Origin of the sequence: Desulfovibrio sp. SGI.133, from assembly GCF_050313955.1 — a bacterium.
Taxonomy (GTDB): Bacteria; Desulfobacterota; Desulfovibrionia; order Desulfovibrionales; family Desulfovibrionaceae; genus Desulfovibrio.
On sequence record NZ_JBNPMK010000007.1, the window covers coordinates 138,750 to 154,556 of the forward strand.

Sequence of the window (15,807 nt, forward strand, 5' to 3'; positions counted from 1 at the left end):
AACACCCGGTCGCCGACGCGCCGGGACCCTACAGATAAGGACTGCCCGCCGGGAGTAAAGGGGGCGGGCAGGATGCGGCAAAAATGGGAGAGGATCCGGCAGCGGCCTTTGGACACCGGTGAGGCTCGTCCCGCATGGATACGGCAGACGGTTTAAGACAAGGCAGACTGACGCATCCCGATATGGCGGGCACGGAATCGTGTGCGCGAACGCTGGCCGGGGCTGCACACGCACTCCCCGGCACCCGTCCATGCTCTAGGACTGGGCCTCGGCCGTCCTGTTCCCCGGCAGCTCGTTGGCCAGGGTGGCACCCAGGATGAGGACGGTGCCGCAGGCTTCGGCCAGGCCGAAGGGCTGGTGCAGAAAGAGGGTGGCCAGCAGGATGGCGGTGACGGGATCCACATAGCTGAGCACGGCCGTTGTCTGGGCCGGGAGACGGCCCACAGCCGAGAAGAACAGGATGTAGACCAGGCCCGTGTGGACGATGCCCACCACCAGCAGCAGAAAGAGCGTGAACGGCGCGGGAGCAAGGCCGTGCAGATGACCGCCCAGCAGCACATAGGGCAGCATGACCAGGGCGGCGGTGCAGAGCTGGCAGAAGGTGGTCTCCAGCGTATCCAGCCCGCGCAGGCGTTTGTTGAGGAGGATAAGGGAACAGTAGAGCAGGGCGGCCGCCAGCCCGAAAGCGATGCCGCGCGGGTCCTGCCGGCTGCCGGTGAACACGCCGGAGATGCACACGGCCCCCAGCACGGCCAGCAGGGTGCAGACGATCTTGCGGCGGGTCAGGCGTTCGCCGAGCACAAGGGGCGAGAGCAGGATGACGAAGACCGGCGCCATGTAATAGCAGAGCGTGGCCACGGCGATGCCCGTATGGCGGAAGGCCTCGAAGAGGAAGATCCAGTTGAAGCCCAGGGCCGCGCCGGAGAGCAGGAGGCAGAGGGCATTCTTGCGGATGGCCTGACCGTGCAGGGGCGTTTTTTTCAGGCGCAGCGCCAGCAGCAGGAAGAGGGTGCCGATGACTGCCCGGGCACAGGCGATGACCGCCGGGGGCAGCGGGATGTAGTGGACGAAGAGGCCGATGCTGCCCACGATGAACATGGCGGCGGCCAGTTTGCTTTTTTCCATGACGTGGTTCCCTGTGGTTCGCTTTCTGTTCGACAGGGCTTGAGAGGGGGAGGGGCGTTTTTTGGGCAAAAACTGCCCCTCCCCCTCTCAAACTCTCCCCCACCCCGAAAAAACCTTCTTTGGGTCTGACCCGATGGTCTCCGTCGCTGCCTCGCAGGTGCTGTCATCGTGTTGCAGCCCGCTGTGCCGCCACGCAGGCCGAAAGCGGCCGGAAGGCATTTTTTCCCGTATCACCGGAAGACCGGCATAGCGGCAATTGCGGCGGCAGACATTGGAAAACCCTCTTCCGCATCACCGGGGGACCGGCAGCAGCGCGCTTTCCGTCGCTTCTTCCTTGTCCTGCCGGTGACCAGAATAAACGTTTTTGGCAGGAGGAGGGGAGCGCGAGGGGAGGAGGGAGACCTTTTTTCAAAAAGGGCCCCTCCTCCCCTCGCCCATCCCCAATCACAGACCGGCGTCGATGCGGGCCAGCAGCTCGGCGGTCTTTTCTTCCAGCAGGGCCCTGTTGGCGCGGCTCTCCACGTTGAGGCGCAGCAGGGGCTCGGTGTTGGACATGCGCAGGTTGAAGCGCCAGTCGCCGAACTCCAGGTTGACGCCGTCGATGGCGTCTTCATAGGTGGCGGCAGGGGCGTAGTGGTCGCGGATCTTGCGCATCAGGGCCGGGGCGTCGGCCACGCGGCGGTTGATCTCGCCGCTGCAGGGCCAGGCGTCCATGCGTTCGCGCACCAGCTCGGCCAGGGGCTTGCCGTGGCGCTGCATGGCCGCGATGACCAGCAGCCAGGGCAGCATGCCGGAATCACAGTAGGCAAAGTCGCGGAAGTAATGGTGGGCGCTCATCTCGCCGCCATAGACGGCATCTTCGGCGCGCATGCGTTCCTTCATGAAGGCATGGCCCGTCTTGCCCATGACGGGGATGCCGCCGCCCGCCCGGATGAGTTCGCGGGTGTTCCAGTAGACGCGGGTATCGTAGATGATCCTGGCACCGGGGAAGCGGGGCAGCAGCTCGGAAGCCAGCAGGCCCACCAGATAGTAGCCTTCGATGAAGTTGCCTTCGTTGTCGTAGAAGAAGCAGCGGTCAAAGTCGCCGTCCCAGGCGATGCCCAGGTCGGCCTTGTGCTCGCGCACGGCCCGGGCCGTGGCGGCGCGCTTTTCGGGCAGCAGGGGATTGGGCACCCCGTTGGGGAAGGTGCCGTCGGGCTCCATCTGGCAGAAGATGAATTCGTGCGGCAGGTGCGGGGCCAGCTCCTTGAGCAGCAGACCGGCACAGCCGTTGCCCGCGTCGGCCACGATCCTGAGGGGCTTTTGCGCGGCGGCGCCGGTGTAGTCCAGGATGCGGCGGACGTACTCCTGCCGGAAGCTGACCGGCGTCACCGGGGCTTCGTCCGCAGGCAGGTTCACGCCCGCGGCCAGCTGGGCCGCCACGCGGTCGCGCAGGTCGTGCAGGCCGGAATCGCCGCTCACGGGCCGGGCGCCGCGCAGCACCAGTTTGAAGCCGTTCTCGTCGGCCGGGTTGTGACTGCCGGTGATCATGATACCGGCGTCGAAGTCCTGCCGGGCGGCGGCATCGTAGATCTCTTCGGTGCCGCACATGCCCAGACTGAAGACCCGGGCCCCGGCCTGATGCAGGCCCGCGGCCAGCGCGGCGTGCAGCACGGGGCCGCTCAGGCGGGCATCGTAACCGAGGACGACACGCCGGGCGGCGAAATGTTCGGCCACGGCGCGGCCCAGGGCAAAGGCCAGCTCGGGGGACAGGGGATCGGGCACCTTGCCGCGGATGTCATAGGCCTTGAAGCAGGAAAGATCGGTCATGGGGGCTCCTTGAGGGGGCCGGTACGGCCCGTGACGGGGCCTTCCGGTAAGAAGGGTAAAATTGTCCGGCGCAGGCAAACGGCGTTTGGGAGCCGCTGCGGCTGCCGGGGATGTCCTAGCCCTGGACGCACCAGGGATCGCACAGGGGACGGCAGCGGCAGAAGCGGGCGAAGGCGGCGGCGCTGATGCGCAGCGACTCTTCCACGGGGGCCGCTCCGTCAAAACCGTAGATGATGGTCAGACAGACGCGCGTCCGTTCATCCACCAGAGCGCGGGTGGAATCGCTGACAGGGCTGCCGAAGGGGCCCAGAGCATCGGCCAGCAGGGGCAGGTTCTCCAGATTGAGGCCGCCCTTGCCGATACCTTCGTAGGTCTCGCCAGGCAGGCCGCGGCGGAAGGTGATGTCGCCCCGGAGATTGGCAAGCGTGTAGCTGCCCAGGGAAAAGCCCGTCTCCAGCGAGGCGATGTTGTTGGCGTCCACCACGCTGTTGATGGCGTACAGTCCCTTGCCCTGCTTGAGGCGGCGGTACAGGGCCTCGGAAGAGATGCGGTAGCGGCCGGGATCTTTGCCGCAGGCCTTGCAGCCCGCACGCGAGGGCCCCAGGTTGGGCCACTGGGCCAGGGGCTCGCCTTCCATGCGGGCCACGAGACGGGGGGCCAGCTCGTTGTCCAGATAGTCCTGACAGTCAGGGCGGCTGGGTTCGACCTCCACTTCATGGACGAGACAGCCCAGGCAGAGGCCGGGCACACGGGCGAGGATGTCGGCATCGGGACGGATGACGGGACGGATAAAAGGAGAAGCGCTCACGGGATGATCCTTGGCAGAGTCTGTACGGCGTCACCGGCCGGTACGGTGGACGCGGAAGCGCGGGGACGTACCGGCGCGCCGGTCCCTGCGGCAGGGCAGGGACAAAAGCTGATTTTAGCACGGGGCGACAGCGGCCTCAAGCCGGAGGGGCGGGGCCGGAGCGGAGGGAGTGGGCTCCCGGAGGCGGGAGCCGGGAAGGGGCGGTCCGGCAGGCGCGCTTTCGGAAAAATATGGCGAACCGCAGGAGAGGGCCCGGCCCTGTACGAAAGGCAGGGCAGGAAAGCGGGATGTTGAGGGATCTTGTGCGCGCTTCCCGCTTTTGGCGGGCAGTCCTGTCTGCGGCCCCTTCTCCGTGCGGGCTGGTGTGGAGAGGCGGACAAAAAAAGGAGCATCCGGCGGGGATGCTCCTGTTGAAGGTGACGCACGGCGCCGGAGTTGTGCGGACGGCGCTGTGTGGACATGAAGGAAAAAGAAGACGGCAGGCCTGAGCCTGCCGTCCTGGTATCAGTCTTCCACGGGGTTGACGGAATCCGCGAAGGGATGGGGACCGGAGAAGTCCACATCGGCGGGGATCTGGCACACGTGGCTGTTGAGGTGGCTGCCGTCCCAGTGGTGCAGCATGTAGCCGGGCATCTCCATACGGAAGGTATCGCCGCCCTCGGGGCTGAGGTCGAGGTCGATCTGCATGGAGATGGAAGGCACGGTCAGGGCCAGGCCCTGCGCCCAGGCAGTGAAGATGGGGCGGTGCATGTGGCCGCAGCACAGACGGGCCCAGGGCGCGCGGGACAGCACGTCACGCAGCAGGTCGGCGCCTTCGAAGGGTTCGTCCATGGCTCCCATGCCCGTGATGAAGGGCGGATGATGCATGAAGACCAGGGCCGGGCGGCTGCCGTCTTCCTGCAGGCAGGCGTCCAGCCAGCGGGCCATGGCTTCGGGGCAGTGGCCGCTGTGGGAACCGGGCTCCATGCTGTCCAGCATGACCAGGCGCAGTTCGCCCATGTCCACGCAGTGGCAGACGCGCGGCGGCACGGGGCTTTCCTCGGGCACCCAGCCCTTGAGGATGGTACGCATGCGGTCGCGGCGGTCATGGTTGCCGGGCACGGCGTAGATAGGCACGGGCAGATCGCCAAGTGCCTCGTAGAGCATGTGGTAAGCATGCTCGTCACCGCTGTCGGCCAGGTCGCCGGTGATGACGATGGCGTCGGGCATGCGGTTCAAGGCGTGCAGATGGGCCGCCGCCGTGCGCAGGCAGGCGGGCGTGTCCACCTTGCGGAAGGAGAGCTTGCCGTCGCCGCGCAGGTGCAGGTCCGATATTTGCAGGATTTCCATGATGACAACCCGTATACGCCTAGATATGCTCGGCGTCGTCACCGTGCTTGCGCTGGGCGGCGATGCTCTTGCGCTGGATGGCAAAGGCCGAGAGGGCGCTGGTCACGGCCGCGAGCAGGGTGAAGAGGCAGACATACAGGGGATCGCCTTCGTTCCAGTTGATGAGGAAGGTGCACAGGCCGGGCACGATACCGGCCACCAGGAAGCCGGGGAACTGGTAGACGATGGAGATGCCGGTGTAGCGCACGTCCGGCGGGAACAGGTCGGAGAACAGGGCGGCTTCGGGGCCGAAGACACCGGCGTAGAACACGCTGATGGGAATGATGATGGCCAGGGCGATGAGGAAGAGGCTGCCGCCGCTGCCTTCCATGAGCCAGAACGAGGGGAAGATGGACAGACCGCAGAGCAGGCTGGACACACCGTAGACCATGCCGCGGCCGTAGCGGTCGGCCAGACGGCCGGCGATGAGGATGAAGGGGCACATGAGCAGGGCCGCGATCATGACGATGGTCAGGGCCTGGGTACGCTCGATGCTGATGTACTGCACCAGGTAGCTGATGACGAACACGGCCAGTACGTTGAAGAACACGCCGTCGATCCAGCGGGCGCCCACGCCCAGGGCGATGTTGCCGGGATGGTTGCGGCAGACCTTGACGATGGGCAGGGTCTTGTCGGCGGTCTTGCCGGAATCCTTGGCCTTCTGGAAGTCGGGGGTCTCAAGGATGTGCAGGCGGATGTACAGGGCCACACCCACCAGCACCACGCTGATGAGGAAGGCGATGCGCCAGCCCCATTCCAGGAACTGCTGGTCGGTCAGGCTGGCGGAGAGCAGGGCCACCACGCCGGAGGACAGACACAGGCCCGTGGCCAGCCCCATCTGGGGGATACTGGCATAGAAGGCGCGCTCGCGCTTGCTGGCGTATTCGTAGGTCATGAGCACGGAGCCGCCCCATTCGCCGCCCAGGCCCAGGCCCTGCATGAGGCGGAAGGTCTGGAGGATGATGGGAGCGGCGATGCCGATCTGGGCATAGGTGGGCACCAGACCGATGCCGATGGTGGCGATGCCCATGATGAGCATGGTCAACACCAGCATGCTCTTGCGGCCGATCTTGTCACCGAAGTGGCCGAAGACGAAAGCGCCGAACGGGCGGGCCAGGTAGCCGATGGCAAAGGTGCTGTAGGCCAGCAGGGTCCCGATGAAGGGGTCGTTGGTGGGGAAGTAGAGCTTGTTGAAAACGATGCCCGCCACGACGCCGTAAAGGAAGAAATCGTACCATTCGATGGTGGCGCCCAGCAGGCTGGCCAGGGCCACGGTACGGATCTGTTTCTGGGAGGGAGGATTCATGCCTGCTCCTGAAAATTTTGTTGAAGTTTATTTAATTTTTAATCATCGGGGCCGCTCTGGGGCCGCCCGGCAAAAGACGCTGGGAGAAGGCTGCCATAGCAGGAAAAATAAGACAAGAGGGACAGGGGCTGGACAGAATATTTTCATGGAAATGTAACATTTTTTTACATGAAAAAGGCTGAAATCGGCCACTTGGGCAGGGAGTCTTGATTAATTTTTAATTAAAAATTAAATTTAACAGCAACGGTTTTTATCTATTGCGCAGGGAGGTGCCCATGCAACGCAGCCAGCGCGTCACTCTGGCAGACATCGCCGCCCGCAGCGGCGTCTCCACAGCCACCGCATCCATGATCCTTTCGGAGCGGCCGGACGTCTCCTTCTCGCGCGAGACGGTCCTCAAGGTGCGCGAGGCGGCCGAGGCCCTCGGCTACCGGGGCATCCGGCGGCACCGGCCCTCGCACCTCATGGCCGAAAAGTGCGTGGCCATCCTCTGCCCCAATGTGGTCAACCCCTACTATGCGACCCTGGTGCAGTCCGTGCAGGATGCCGCCGCCCGGCACAGCTACGACACCATGGTCTTCCCCACCTACCGTGATGCCGCTGTGGAGGCCCGTCTGCTGCGCACCCTGTCGGCCGCTTCCATCGGAGGCATCGTCTTCTGTGCCATGCCGCTGTGCCCGGCACAGGCCGAACTGGCCAACCGGGAGACGCCCGTGGTGGTCATCGGCGACAGGGACGCCAGCCTCAACCTGGATACGGTGGAGCTCAACAACTATAACGCGGGCGTGCTGGTGGCCCGCTATCTCATCGGGCTGGGGCACCGTTCCGTCGCCTGCATCGCCACGCCCCTGAACAAGGACAATTCGGCACGGCTGCGGCGCCTGGAAGGCCTGCGCGACGTGTTCCGTGAGGCCTGTCCCGAAGGCCGCTTCCTTGTCCGCACCTGCACCATCACGCCCGAACAGGAGCGCGGCGATCTGAACATCGAACACCGCACCGGTTACACCCTGGCCCGACGCTGCATGGCCGAGCGTGACATCACAGCCTTCGTGGCCGTCAACGACATGGTGGCCTACGGCGTGCTGGACGCCATCCTGGAAAGCGGCGCGCGGGTGCCGGAAGACTACAGCCTGTGCGGTTTCGACAATATCTATCCTTCGCACTTCTCGCGGGTGGGCCTGACCACGGTGGAGCACCACATCGCGGAAAAGGGCCGCAGCGCGCTGGAGATGCTCCACAACCGCATCACCAGCGGCCCCGGGTGCAGCATCACCCGCGTGGAGGTGATGCCGGAGCTGGTCGTGCGCAGCAGCACCGGGCCCGCGCCCGTACAGCGGCAGGCGGGCGGGCCGCTGGGCAGGCCGCAGGAGGAAGGCGAGGAGCGGTAAAAAAAATTTGACGCGCCATCTTGCCAGCCGGAACATCGACGGCTATGCTGCCTCCTGTCTTTCGGGACAGAAATTCGCCTTATGAAGGATACGCCATGAAAAAGATCGCAACGCTCCTCCTGGCCGCCGGCCTGCTGTTTTCCGCCGCGGGCATGGCCCAGGCCATCGACTTCAAGATCCGCGGCCAGTGGATCATGGCCTTTGATTACGGCGAGCATGGCGCCTTCACCGGCGGCAACGGCATGACCGGTTACAAGAAGGGCAACGAGGACAACTTCGAGGCCCGCCAGCGCCTGCGCCTGCAACTGGATGCCGTGGCTTCGGAAAGCCTTTCCGGCTCCGTCATCTTTGAAATGGGCGACCAGATCTGGGGCCAGAGCGCCACCGGTGATGCCCTGGGCGCCGACGGTACGGTGGTGGAAGTCAAGAACGCCTGGCTGGACTGGATGGTGCCGGATACCGACATCAAGGTCCGCATGGGCCTGCAGGGCTTTTTCCTGCCCAGCATGACCACCGGCAGCCAGGTGTGGGGCGATGATGCCGCCGGCATCACGGCCAGCTGGCAGATCAACGAAAACGTGGCCCTCACCGCTTTGTGGGCGCGCCTGTACAATGACAATTTCCAGGGTTACGGCGACGACGGCCTCCGCAAGAACTACATGGACAATGTGGACGTGGCGGCCCTGCTGCTGCCCCTGACTTTTGACGGTTTCCGTCTGACGCCCTGGGCCATGTACGCGGGCATCGGTCCCAACAGCCTCGATGCCGACCACGCCAACGACTGGAAGAGCGTGGGCGTTTCGGGCATCCAGTATCTGGCGGGCATGCTGCCTGCCGGTGGCGCATCCCACAACAGCCGTATGGACCTGTACGGCAATGCCTTCTGGGCGGGCCTGACCGGCGAGCTGACCCTGCTGGATCCCTGGCGCATCGCCTGGGACCTGAACTACGGTTCCGTGAGCTATGACGACACTTCCGCCAACCGCGCCGGCTGGCTGGCCTCGCTGCTGGTGGAATACGACCTGGGCTGGACCAAGCCCGGTATCTACGGCTGGTACGCTTCCGGCGATGACGACGACCGCGGCAACGGTTCCGAGCGCATGCCCTATCTCAGCGTGGCCAACGTGCACAACGCCTGGTCGCACTATGCCTTCAACGGCAATGAGTACATCTCCCGCGAAGGCGCGGTGGGCAACGGCATGACGGGCACCTGGGGCGTGGGCCTGCAGCTGCGCGACGTCAACGTCATCGAAGACCTGTACCAGACCTTCCGCGTCAACCTCATCGGCGGTACCAACGACCCCGGCATGGCCAAGTGGCTGTCCTCGCAGGGGCTGGCGGCCAATTCCGGCGCCCTGTCCGGGACGGTGGGCATGGACGGCCTGTATCTGACCCGCCAGGACTATGCCCTGGAATGGGGCCTGACCAGCACCACGAAGGTGACCGAGAATTTCACCGTGGCCCTGGATGTGGCCTATGTGGCCCTGTGGCTGGATCATGACAGCAGCGTGTGGGGCAACAGCCGCATGAACGGCCGCAACGACGAAGTGCGCGACGCCTGGAACTTCAGCCTTTCCTACATGTACAGCTTCTAGCGGGCTGCCCTGACGGTACGGTAAAGCAAAACGCAAAAGCGGCGGACGGGAAAATTCCTGTCCGCCGCTTTGTTGTTGAAAAGTATCGAAATTTTTGCCGGGAGACCGGCAGGCAGGGGCAATCCCGCGTGAGAGGCTGTCCGCCATCCTCCAGAATGAAACGCGTTGGGGGAGGGATGGGGAGAGGGGGAAGAAAAATCCTTTGCACGTCAGTCAAAGGGGCCCCCTTCCCCCATCATGTATCAGAGCTTCCTGTACGGAGCCTGACCGGTCTCGTAATAATTGTCGCCGGTGCTGTCGATGACCACGATGGCCGGGAAGTCTTCCACTTCCAGCGCGGCCACAGCCTCGGGGCCCAGGTCAGGGTAGGCCAGCACCGTATATTTTTTGATGCGCTGCGAGATGAGCGCCCCGGCACCGCCCACGGCCGCCAGATAGGGCACGCCGTGCTGCTTCATGGCTTCCACCACTTCGGGCTTGCGGTAGCCCTTGCCGATCATGCCGCGCAGGCCACGGGCCAGCAGGGTGGGCGTGTAGGCGTCCATACGCCCGGCCGTGGTGGGCCCGGCCGCGCCGATGGCCCGGCCCGGTCTGGCCGGACTGGGGCCCACATAATAGATGACCGCCCCGTCCAGATCCACGGGCAGCGCTTCGCCCCGGTCAAGGGCCTCCACCAGGCGTTTGTGGGCGGCATCGCGGGCGGCGATGATGGTGCCCGTGATGAGCACCCGGTCACCGGCACGCAGGGAACGGGCCGTGGCTTCGTCGAAGGGCGCGCGGATACGTTTCACATCGGACATGGCAGCCTCCTACAGACGCACTTCGGCGTGACGCGCCGCATGGCAGTTGATGTTGACCGCCACCGGCAGGGAGGCGATGTGGGTAGGGGCCCATTCCACATGTACCTTGAGGGCCGTGGTCTCGCCGCCCAGGCCCTGGGGGCCGATGCCCGTGCGGTTGATGAGCTCCAGCAGCTCGTCCTCGAAGGCGGCGTAGCGGGGATCGGGGTTGCGGCTTTCCAGATCGCGGGCCGCGGCGCGCTTGGCGCACAGGGCGGCCACTTCCATCGTGCCGCCCAGGCCCACGCCCACCACCATGGGCGGGCAGGAGTTGGGCCCGGCCGCCAGCACGGCGTCCAGCACCACCTTGCGCACACCTTCGATGCCGTCGGCGGGCACCAGCATCTTGACCACGCTCTTGTTCTCGGAACCGGCGCCCTTGGGGGCCAGACGCAGGGTCAGGCCGTCGCCGGGCACGATGCGGGTGTGGATGACGGCCGGGGTATTGTCGCCGGTGTTCTTGCGCTCGAACAGGGGCTCGGCCACACAGGACTTGCGCAGATAGCCGTCCACATAGCCGCGGCGCACGCCTTCGTGGATGGCGGCTTCAAAATCGCCGCCCGTGATGTGCACGTCCTGCCCCACCTCGGCAAAGACCACGGCCAGACCGGTGTCCTGACAGATGGGGATGTCGTCCCGCGCGGCGATGTCCGCATTCTCCAGCAATTGTTCCAGGATGTTGCGCCCCACGGGTGAAGGCTCTTTGTCCAGCCGCTGCCGGAATGCGTCCCGGACATCGGCGGGCAGATGACAGCAGGCCTGCACGGCCAGCTTTGCCACGGCGGCACTGATGGTCGCGGCGTCGATCTCTCGCATGGTGTGCCTCGTCAGAATGGAATTTGCCTGACGGCCGCCCGCGGGCAGCGTGGTCAGGAGATGAACAGGGCCCCGGGCGCTCCCCCTGCACCGGGGGGGCTCTCTGCCGGAGCCGTGAGGTGGCGTTACCATCCAAGGGGATGGGCTGTCACGTCTCTTGTGTCAAAAAAACAGACCGGCACAGGGGGTGCCGGTCTGCGGGATCGCATTGGCGAAGGGGCCGTGAGGGGAGGCATGGCCTGCCCCCAGCCGTGACATCGTTAGTCGCCGGCAGGCACGAAGGCGCCGCTGTTCACCAGATCGGCCACCTGAGCCACGTCCTTGTCGCCGCGACCGGACAGGTTCACCAGGATGATGGCGTCCTTGTCCATGGTGGGGGCCAGCTTCATGGCATGGGCCAGCGCATGGGAGGATTCCAGCGCGGGCAGGATGCCTTCGTTGCGCGACAGGGCATAGAAGGCCTGCAGGGCCTCTTCATCGGTGATGCTCACGTATTCGGCACGACCGGCATCCTTGAGTTCGGCCAGTTCGGGGCCCACGGAAGGATAGTCCAGACCAGCGGAGATGGAGTAGACCTCGCCGGCCTCGCCCTTTTCGTCCTTGATCATGTAGGAATTGAAGCCGTGCAGCACGCCGGGCTCGCCGTAGCAGAGCGAGGCCGCATGCTGGCCGTAGCCGTTGCCGCGGCCGCCGGGCTCCACGCCGATGAGGCGCACGCCCTCGTCATGTACGAAGCCGGAGAACAGGCCCACGGCATTGGAGCCGCCGCCCACGCAGGCCATGGCCACATCGGGCAGGCGACCGGCAAATTCCAGCATCTGGGCGCGGGCCTCGCTGCCGATGACGGACTGGAAGTGGCGCACCATGAGCGGGTAGGGGTGCGGGCCCACGGCGGAACCCAGCACATAGAAGGTCTCGGGCTCGTTGACCCACATTTCCAGGGCCTCGTCCACGGCTTCCTTGAGGGTGCGCTGTCCGCTCATGGCCGTATGCACGCGGGCGCCCAGCATCTCCATGCGGGTCACATTGAGGTGCTGGCGGACGACGTCCACCTCGCCCATGCAGATGACGCATTCCAGGCCCATGAGGGCGGCGCTGGCCGCGGTGCCCACGCCATGCTGGCCCGCGCCGGTCTCGGCGATGACGCGGGTCTTGCCCATGCGTTTGGCCAGCAGGCACTGGCCGATGGTATTGTTGACCTTGTGGGCGCCCAGATGGTTGAGGTCTTCGCGCTTGAGCCAGATCTGCGCGCCGCCCAGTTTCTTGCTGAGGTTGCGGCAGTGGAAGACCGGGCTGGGACGACCGGCAAAATGCAGCAGCAGGCGCTGCATCTCGCGCGTGAATTCGGGGTCGGCCAGAGCCTCCTTGAAGGCCTGGTCCAGTTCGTCCAGGCGGGCCTTGATGGCGTCAGGCACATACTGGCCGCCATACGCGCCGAAGAAGCCCTTGCTGTCAGGCTGGCAGAAGGCTTTGATATCCTTGCTCATGGTCGCTCCTTTACGCACGCAGCGGCGTGCGGATTATTCAGTATTGGAAGCTATCCACACTATGCTGTCCGCGGGCGGGCGTCAAGAAAGCACAGTATCGGGCCCGCCCCGGCCGGGCGCCGGCTCCGGCAGGGGCGCTTGAGACACGGGGCATTTTCGTGTAGGTTCAGCCTTCCATTTTACAGGAGGCGCACATGCTGGATGAAAAATATACCGGGAACGGCAAAGTGGTGCTGCTGGCCGGGGGCGGCAAGATCTACACGGACATCGCGGCGCGTTTCGTGCGCAGTGAGCGCAGCCTGGAAGAGATAGTGGCCTCGCCCTATTCCCGGCAGATCGTGCGCAATATCCTGGAAAGCGGGCATCGCGCCGCGCTGGAATTCGACTTTTTCCTTTTCGGCGTGGAAGGCTATTCCCGCGTGACCGAGACCCAGCTGGTGCGCAAGCGCCTGGCTTCCTACCTCATCAAGTCCGGTCGAGCGGAGCTGGGCGGCAAACGGCGTTTTTCCGTGGTCTATCCCGCCAGCGTGCGTGACTTCGGTGCCGAGGTGACCCTGCCTGACGGGCACACGACCCGTCTGACCGGCCGGGACCTGGCCGACCTGACCCGCCAGTGGTACGACGCCGGGCTGGAAGCCGGACTGCCGGAAGAAGATCTGCGCTACCTCAAGCCCCAGGCCACGGAGTTCAAGGCCATCATCGGCATGAACGCCCATGCCCTGCTGGACTGGTTCTCCATCCGCTGTTGCCGCAACGCCCAGCACGAGATCCGCCATCTGGCCTGGCAGATGCTTTCCCTGTGCCGCAAGGCCGCACCGGACCTGTTCCAGGGCGCCGGGCCCAGCTGTGTGCATCTGGGTTACTGCCCGGAGAACCGCCTGCAGAACCCCAAATGCCGCGGCCGTATCCTGACCCAGGAAGAAGCCCTGGCCATCCTGCGCGAGCACCGGGGCAGCCAGATCGCCCGTGCCGAAGAATTCGAAGCGGAATAACCGCCAGACATATCTTATAAAAAAGGCCGCCCTCCCTTGGAGTGGCGGCCTTTGCTTTTTGTTACGGAAGCAGGTCCTGACGTTTTGTGGCGATGCTGCATCCCTTGCAGCAGGTCTGCTGTTTGCCATCCCCGCAGCCGCAGGAGCACTGTCCTTTACGGGCGGAGATGAAAACTTTCCTAGCCATGAAGATCACGGCCACAGCCACGATGACGATAACGGCGATGCTTTGGCCATCCATGCTGGTGTCCTCGTTTCGGTCGATTTTCCGCAAGTATACCTTAAATGAAAATGAAAATCAACTTTAATTAACGCGGGCCCATAAAAAAGGGCGGAAGGATCCGCCCGCTGTCATGCCGGCCGGAAAAGGTCATTGCTGCATTTTTTTCTGGCAGTCCGCGCAGATACCGGAAAGGATGTGCACATGCCGCAGCAGCAGGAAGCCGTGCTTCTTGGTCAGTTCCTGTTGCAGCTTTTCGATACGGGGATCGTAGATCTCCACGATCTTGCCGCAGGACTGGCAGACGATATGGTCATGGTGACTGTCGGGCGCGGCCACTTCGTAGCGGGTGATGCCGTCACTGAAGTGGATCTCTGTCGCCATACCGGCATCACACAGGAGTTTAAGCGTCCGGTAGACGGTGGTCTGGCCGATGCGCGGGTCCAGTTTCTGGACATGCTGATAGAACTCCTCCAGCGAGTGGTGGCCGGGGAGCTCAAAAAAGGCATCGGCGATGATCCGCCTCTGGGCCGTGGTGTTCAGGCCTTTGCGGCTCATGAACTCCAGGAATGCCAGCAATTCTGATCGGTCTTTATTTTCTTCTTTCATAATTAGCCTTCCCCCGGGATTGTCATAGCATGGCAGACATTGCCTGCCAAGTCTGAAAGCTCTGTCCCGCATTATGCAGGCAGGGTTGCGGCATCGTGGCGGGTCTGCTTGCTCCATAATATGAGGAATAGTGGTAAGGATGCAAGTATCTGTCTGTATTTATTTATGAAAAATGATGGTTTTGTTCCATCTCTTGACAGTTTGCAAAACTATGATACTTGGCCCCTATATCGTTGAGGAGGGGGCGCGCCTATGCCTATTTCGCAAAAGTCCCTGCACGTCATGCTGCACCTTTTCCTGGTCTATATCTCGTGGGGATCCACCTATATCGGCTACAAATTCAGCCTTGGGGTGGCCGGGCCCTTTCTGGTAGGGGGCAGCCGCATGGTCATCGGCGGCATCCTCCTGGCACTGTTCCTGATGTTCACGGGGCGCTGGATACGGCCGGAGCGCAAGGACTGGATCCATGCCACCTGGATGGGCGTGTTCATGGTCCTGCTGGCAAGCGGCTTCCTGGCCAAGGGGCAGGAGAGCGTGGCTTCCTCCACGGCGGCGGTCATCACCGGCTCGACGCCCATCACCATGCTGGTGGCCGGCTGGCTGTTCGCCAATGAGCCCCGGCCGCGGCTGCTGCAATGGACGGGCCTGGCCACAGGGACCTGCGGTCTCGTGCTGCTGGCCTACAGTCAGCAAAATGTGGGCGGCGTACAGCAAAGCAGCATCTCCGGCATGATCTGGGTCTTCACGGCCACGCTCGGCTGGGTGGCCGGAACCCTGCTGACCCGCCGTTTTCCTTTCAAGACGCGGCTTTCCAGTTTGCAATCGTGCGCGCTGCTCATCTTTATGGGCGGCCTGGAGTGTCTTGTGGTCGCCTTTCTGGATGGCGAGCATCATGCGATCCGCTATGAGAACATCCACTGGCCTGTGGTCGTGGCCTTTGCCTGGATGTGCACCGGTGGCTCGGTCATCGCCTATGCCTGCTATTTCTGGCTGCTGGAGAATGTGCCCATCGCCACGGCCATTTCCTATGAGTATGTGGTGCCGGTCATCGGTATCTTTTTGGGCTGGCTGCTGGGGGGAGAGATGCTGACCTGGAAGATGCTCCTGGCCTGCGCCATGACGGTAGGCTCGGTCTTCTTCATCATGTGGCACCGCGAAACGCATTGATTTGCTTTGCGGCAATGCAGGCCCCTCCCTCGGGAGGGGCTTTTTTTATGGCAGTCGCCAAAAGACAACATCTTGAAAAAAACTACGTATTTGTCATCTGTTTTTTATATTGTATAAAAAATAATATGAAATACTTTACTTTTTTTGCGCAGAGCCGTATGGTTCTCGACAGCGGATTGAAAATCAATGATCCATGACGCGGAAGCGCCTTTTTGACGGTTCGAAAACATTTTTTCGATTTTTTGCGGGAAAATGCTTGACGGTGGAGTTGAAAAGGC

The 15,807-nt window shown here is 63.7% G+C and carries 15 protein-coding genes; 5 read left to right on the top strand and 10 right to left on the bottom strand.

Translation table 11 applies throughout. The features are described 5' to 3' along the window. Nucleotides 1–255: 255 nt before the first annotated feature. From ACQRBR_RS09775 to ACQRBR_RS09795, 5 genes are all read right to left on the bottom strand, one after another. Nucleotides 256–1,125 (bottom strand): DMT family transporter, encoded by an 870-nt coding sequence (locus ACQRBR_RS09775; protein ID WP_427812879.1) that lies wholly within the window; start codon nucleotides 1,123–1,125, stop codon nucleotides 256–258. Between the two features lie 444 nt (nucleotides 1,126–1,569). After that, a complete protein-coding gene (locus ACQRBR_RS09780; protein WP_427812880.1) occupies nucleotides 1,570–2,934 on the bottom strand; it encodes a phosphomannomutase in 1,365 nt (454 codons plus the stop codon). Nucleotides 2,935–3,049: 115 nt separating this feature from the next. After that, nucleotides 3,050–3,742 (bottom strand): B3/B4 domain-containing protein, encoded by a 693-nt coding sequence (locus tag ACQRBR_RS09785; protein ID WP_427812881.1) that lies wholly within the window; start codon nucleotides 3,740–3,742, stop codon nucleotides 3,050–3,052. A gap of 504 nt (nucleotides 3,743–4,246) precedes the next feature. Further along, the gene (locus tag ACQRBR_RS09790; protein WP_321127415.1) at nucleotides 4,247–5,071 is read right to left on the bottom strand and encodes a phosphodiesterase; all 825 of its coding nucleotides are present in this window, start codon (nucleotides 5,069–5,071) and stop codon (nucleotides 4,247–4,249) included. A gap of 19 nt (nucleotides 5,072–5,090) precedes the next feature. Next, a complete protein-coding gene (locus ACQRBR_RS09795) occupies nucleotides 5,091–6,416 on the bottom strand; it encodes an MFS transporter (RefSeq protein WP_303880934.1) in 1,326 nt (441 codons plus the stop codon). Between ACQRBR_RS09795 and ACQRBR_RS09800 the strand changes: the two genes are divergently transcribed. The 3 genes from ACQRBR_RS09800 (at nucleotide 6,415) to ACQRBR_RS09810 (ending at nucleotide 9,399) form a co-directional block, all read left to right on the top strand. After that, nucleotides 6,415–6,573 (top strand): hypothetical protein, encoded by a 159-nt coding sequence (locus ACQRBR_RS09800; RefSeq protein WP_303880936.1) that lies wholly within the window; start codon nucleotides 6,415–6,417, stop codon nucleotides 6,571–6,573. The two genes, ACQRBR_RS09795 and ACQRBR_RS09800, sit on opposite strands and share 2 nt — an antisense overlap. 118 nt (nucleotides 6,574–6,691) lie before the next feature. After that, a complete protein-coding gene (locus tag ACQRBR_RS09805) occupies nucleotides 6,692–7,804 on the top strand; it encodes a LacI family DNA-binding transcriptional regulator (RefSeq protein ID WP_427812882.1) in 1,113 nt (370 codons plus the stop codon). 95 nt (nucleotides 7,805–7,899) lie between these two features. Continuing rightward, on the top strand, nucleotides 7,900–9,399 hold the full coding sequence (locus tag ACQRBR_RS09810; RefSeq protein WP_427812883.1) for an outer membrane homotrimeric porin: 1,500 nt from the start codon (nucleotides 7,900–7,902) through the stop codon (nucleotides 9,397–9,399). A 242-nt stretch (nucleotides 9,400–9,641) separates the two neighbouring features. Here ACQRBR_RS09810 and ACQRBR_RS09815 read toward each other — a convergent pair whose 3' ends face one another. From ACQRBR_RS09815 to trpB, 3 genes are all read right to left on the bottom strand, one after another. Next, nucleotides 9,642–10,199 carry a Fe-S-containing hydro-lyase gene (locus tag ACQRBR_RS09815; protein WP_427812884.1) on the bottom strand — a complete coding sequence of 186 codons (558 nt, stop codon included), beginning with the start codon at nucleotides 10,197–10,199 and terminating at the stop codon, nucleotides 9,642–9,644. A 9-nt stretch (nucleotides 10,200–10,208) separates the two neighbouring features. Continuing rightward, nucleotides 10,209–11,054, bottom strand: coding sequence for a fumarate hydratase (locus tag ACQRBR_RS09820; RefSeq protein ID WP_006009337.1), 846 nt, complete (start codon nucleotides 11,052–11,054; stop codon nucleotides 10,209–10,211). A 260-nt stretch (nucleotides 11,055–11,314) separates the two neighbouring features. Continuing rightward, a complete protein-coding gene (gene trpB, locus ACQRBR_RS09825) occupies nucleotides 11,315–12,541 on the bottom strand; it encodes a tryptophan synthase subunit beta (RefSeq protein ID WP_168936280.1) in 1,227 nt (408 codons plus the stop codon). 194 nt (nucleotides 12,542–12,735) lie between these two features. On the opposite strand from trpB, the gene thyX reads away from it, so the two are divergent. Then, a complete protein-coding gene (gene thyX / locus ACQRBR_RS09830) occupies nucleotides 12,736–13,533 on the top strand; it encodes an FAD-dependent thymidylate synthase (protein ID WP_303880942.1) in 798 nt (265 codons plus the stop codon). 61 nt (nucleotides 13,534–13,594) lie between these two features. Here thyX and ACQRBR_RS09835 read toward each other — a convergent pair whose 3' ends face one another. Both ACQRBR_RS09835 and ACQRBR_RS09840 read right to left on the bottom strand, forming a co-directional pair. Next, the gene (locus ACQRBR_RS09835; RefSeq protein WP_427812885.1) at nucleotides 13,595–13,774 is read right to left on the bottom strand and encodes a hypothetical protein; all 180 of its coding nucleotides are present in this window, start codon (nucleotides 13,772–13,774) and stop codon (nucleotides 13,595–13,597) included. 129 nt (nucleotides 13,775–13,903) lie between these two features. Next, entirely contained in the window at nucleotides 13,904–14,362 is a 459-nt protein-coding gene (locus ACQRBR_RS09840; protein WP_204626674.1) for a Fur family transcriptional regulator, read from the bottom strand. A 252-nt stretch (nucleotides 14,363–14,614) separates the two neighbouring features. Here ACQRBR_RS09840 and ACQRBR_RS09845 point away from each other — a divergent pair, with 252 nt between their 5' ends. Then, complete coding sequence (locus tag ACQRBR_RS09845) at nucleotides 14,615–15,529, top strand: DMT family transporter (protein WP_303880946.1); 915 nt, start codon at nucleotides 14,615–14,617, stop codon at nucleotides 15,527–15,529. The last annotated feature ends 278 nt before the right edge of the window (nucleotides 15,530–15,807 follow it).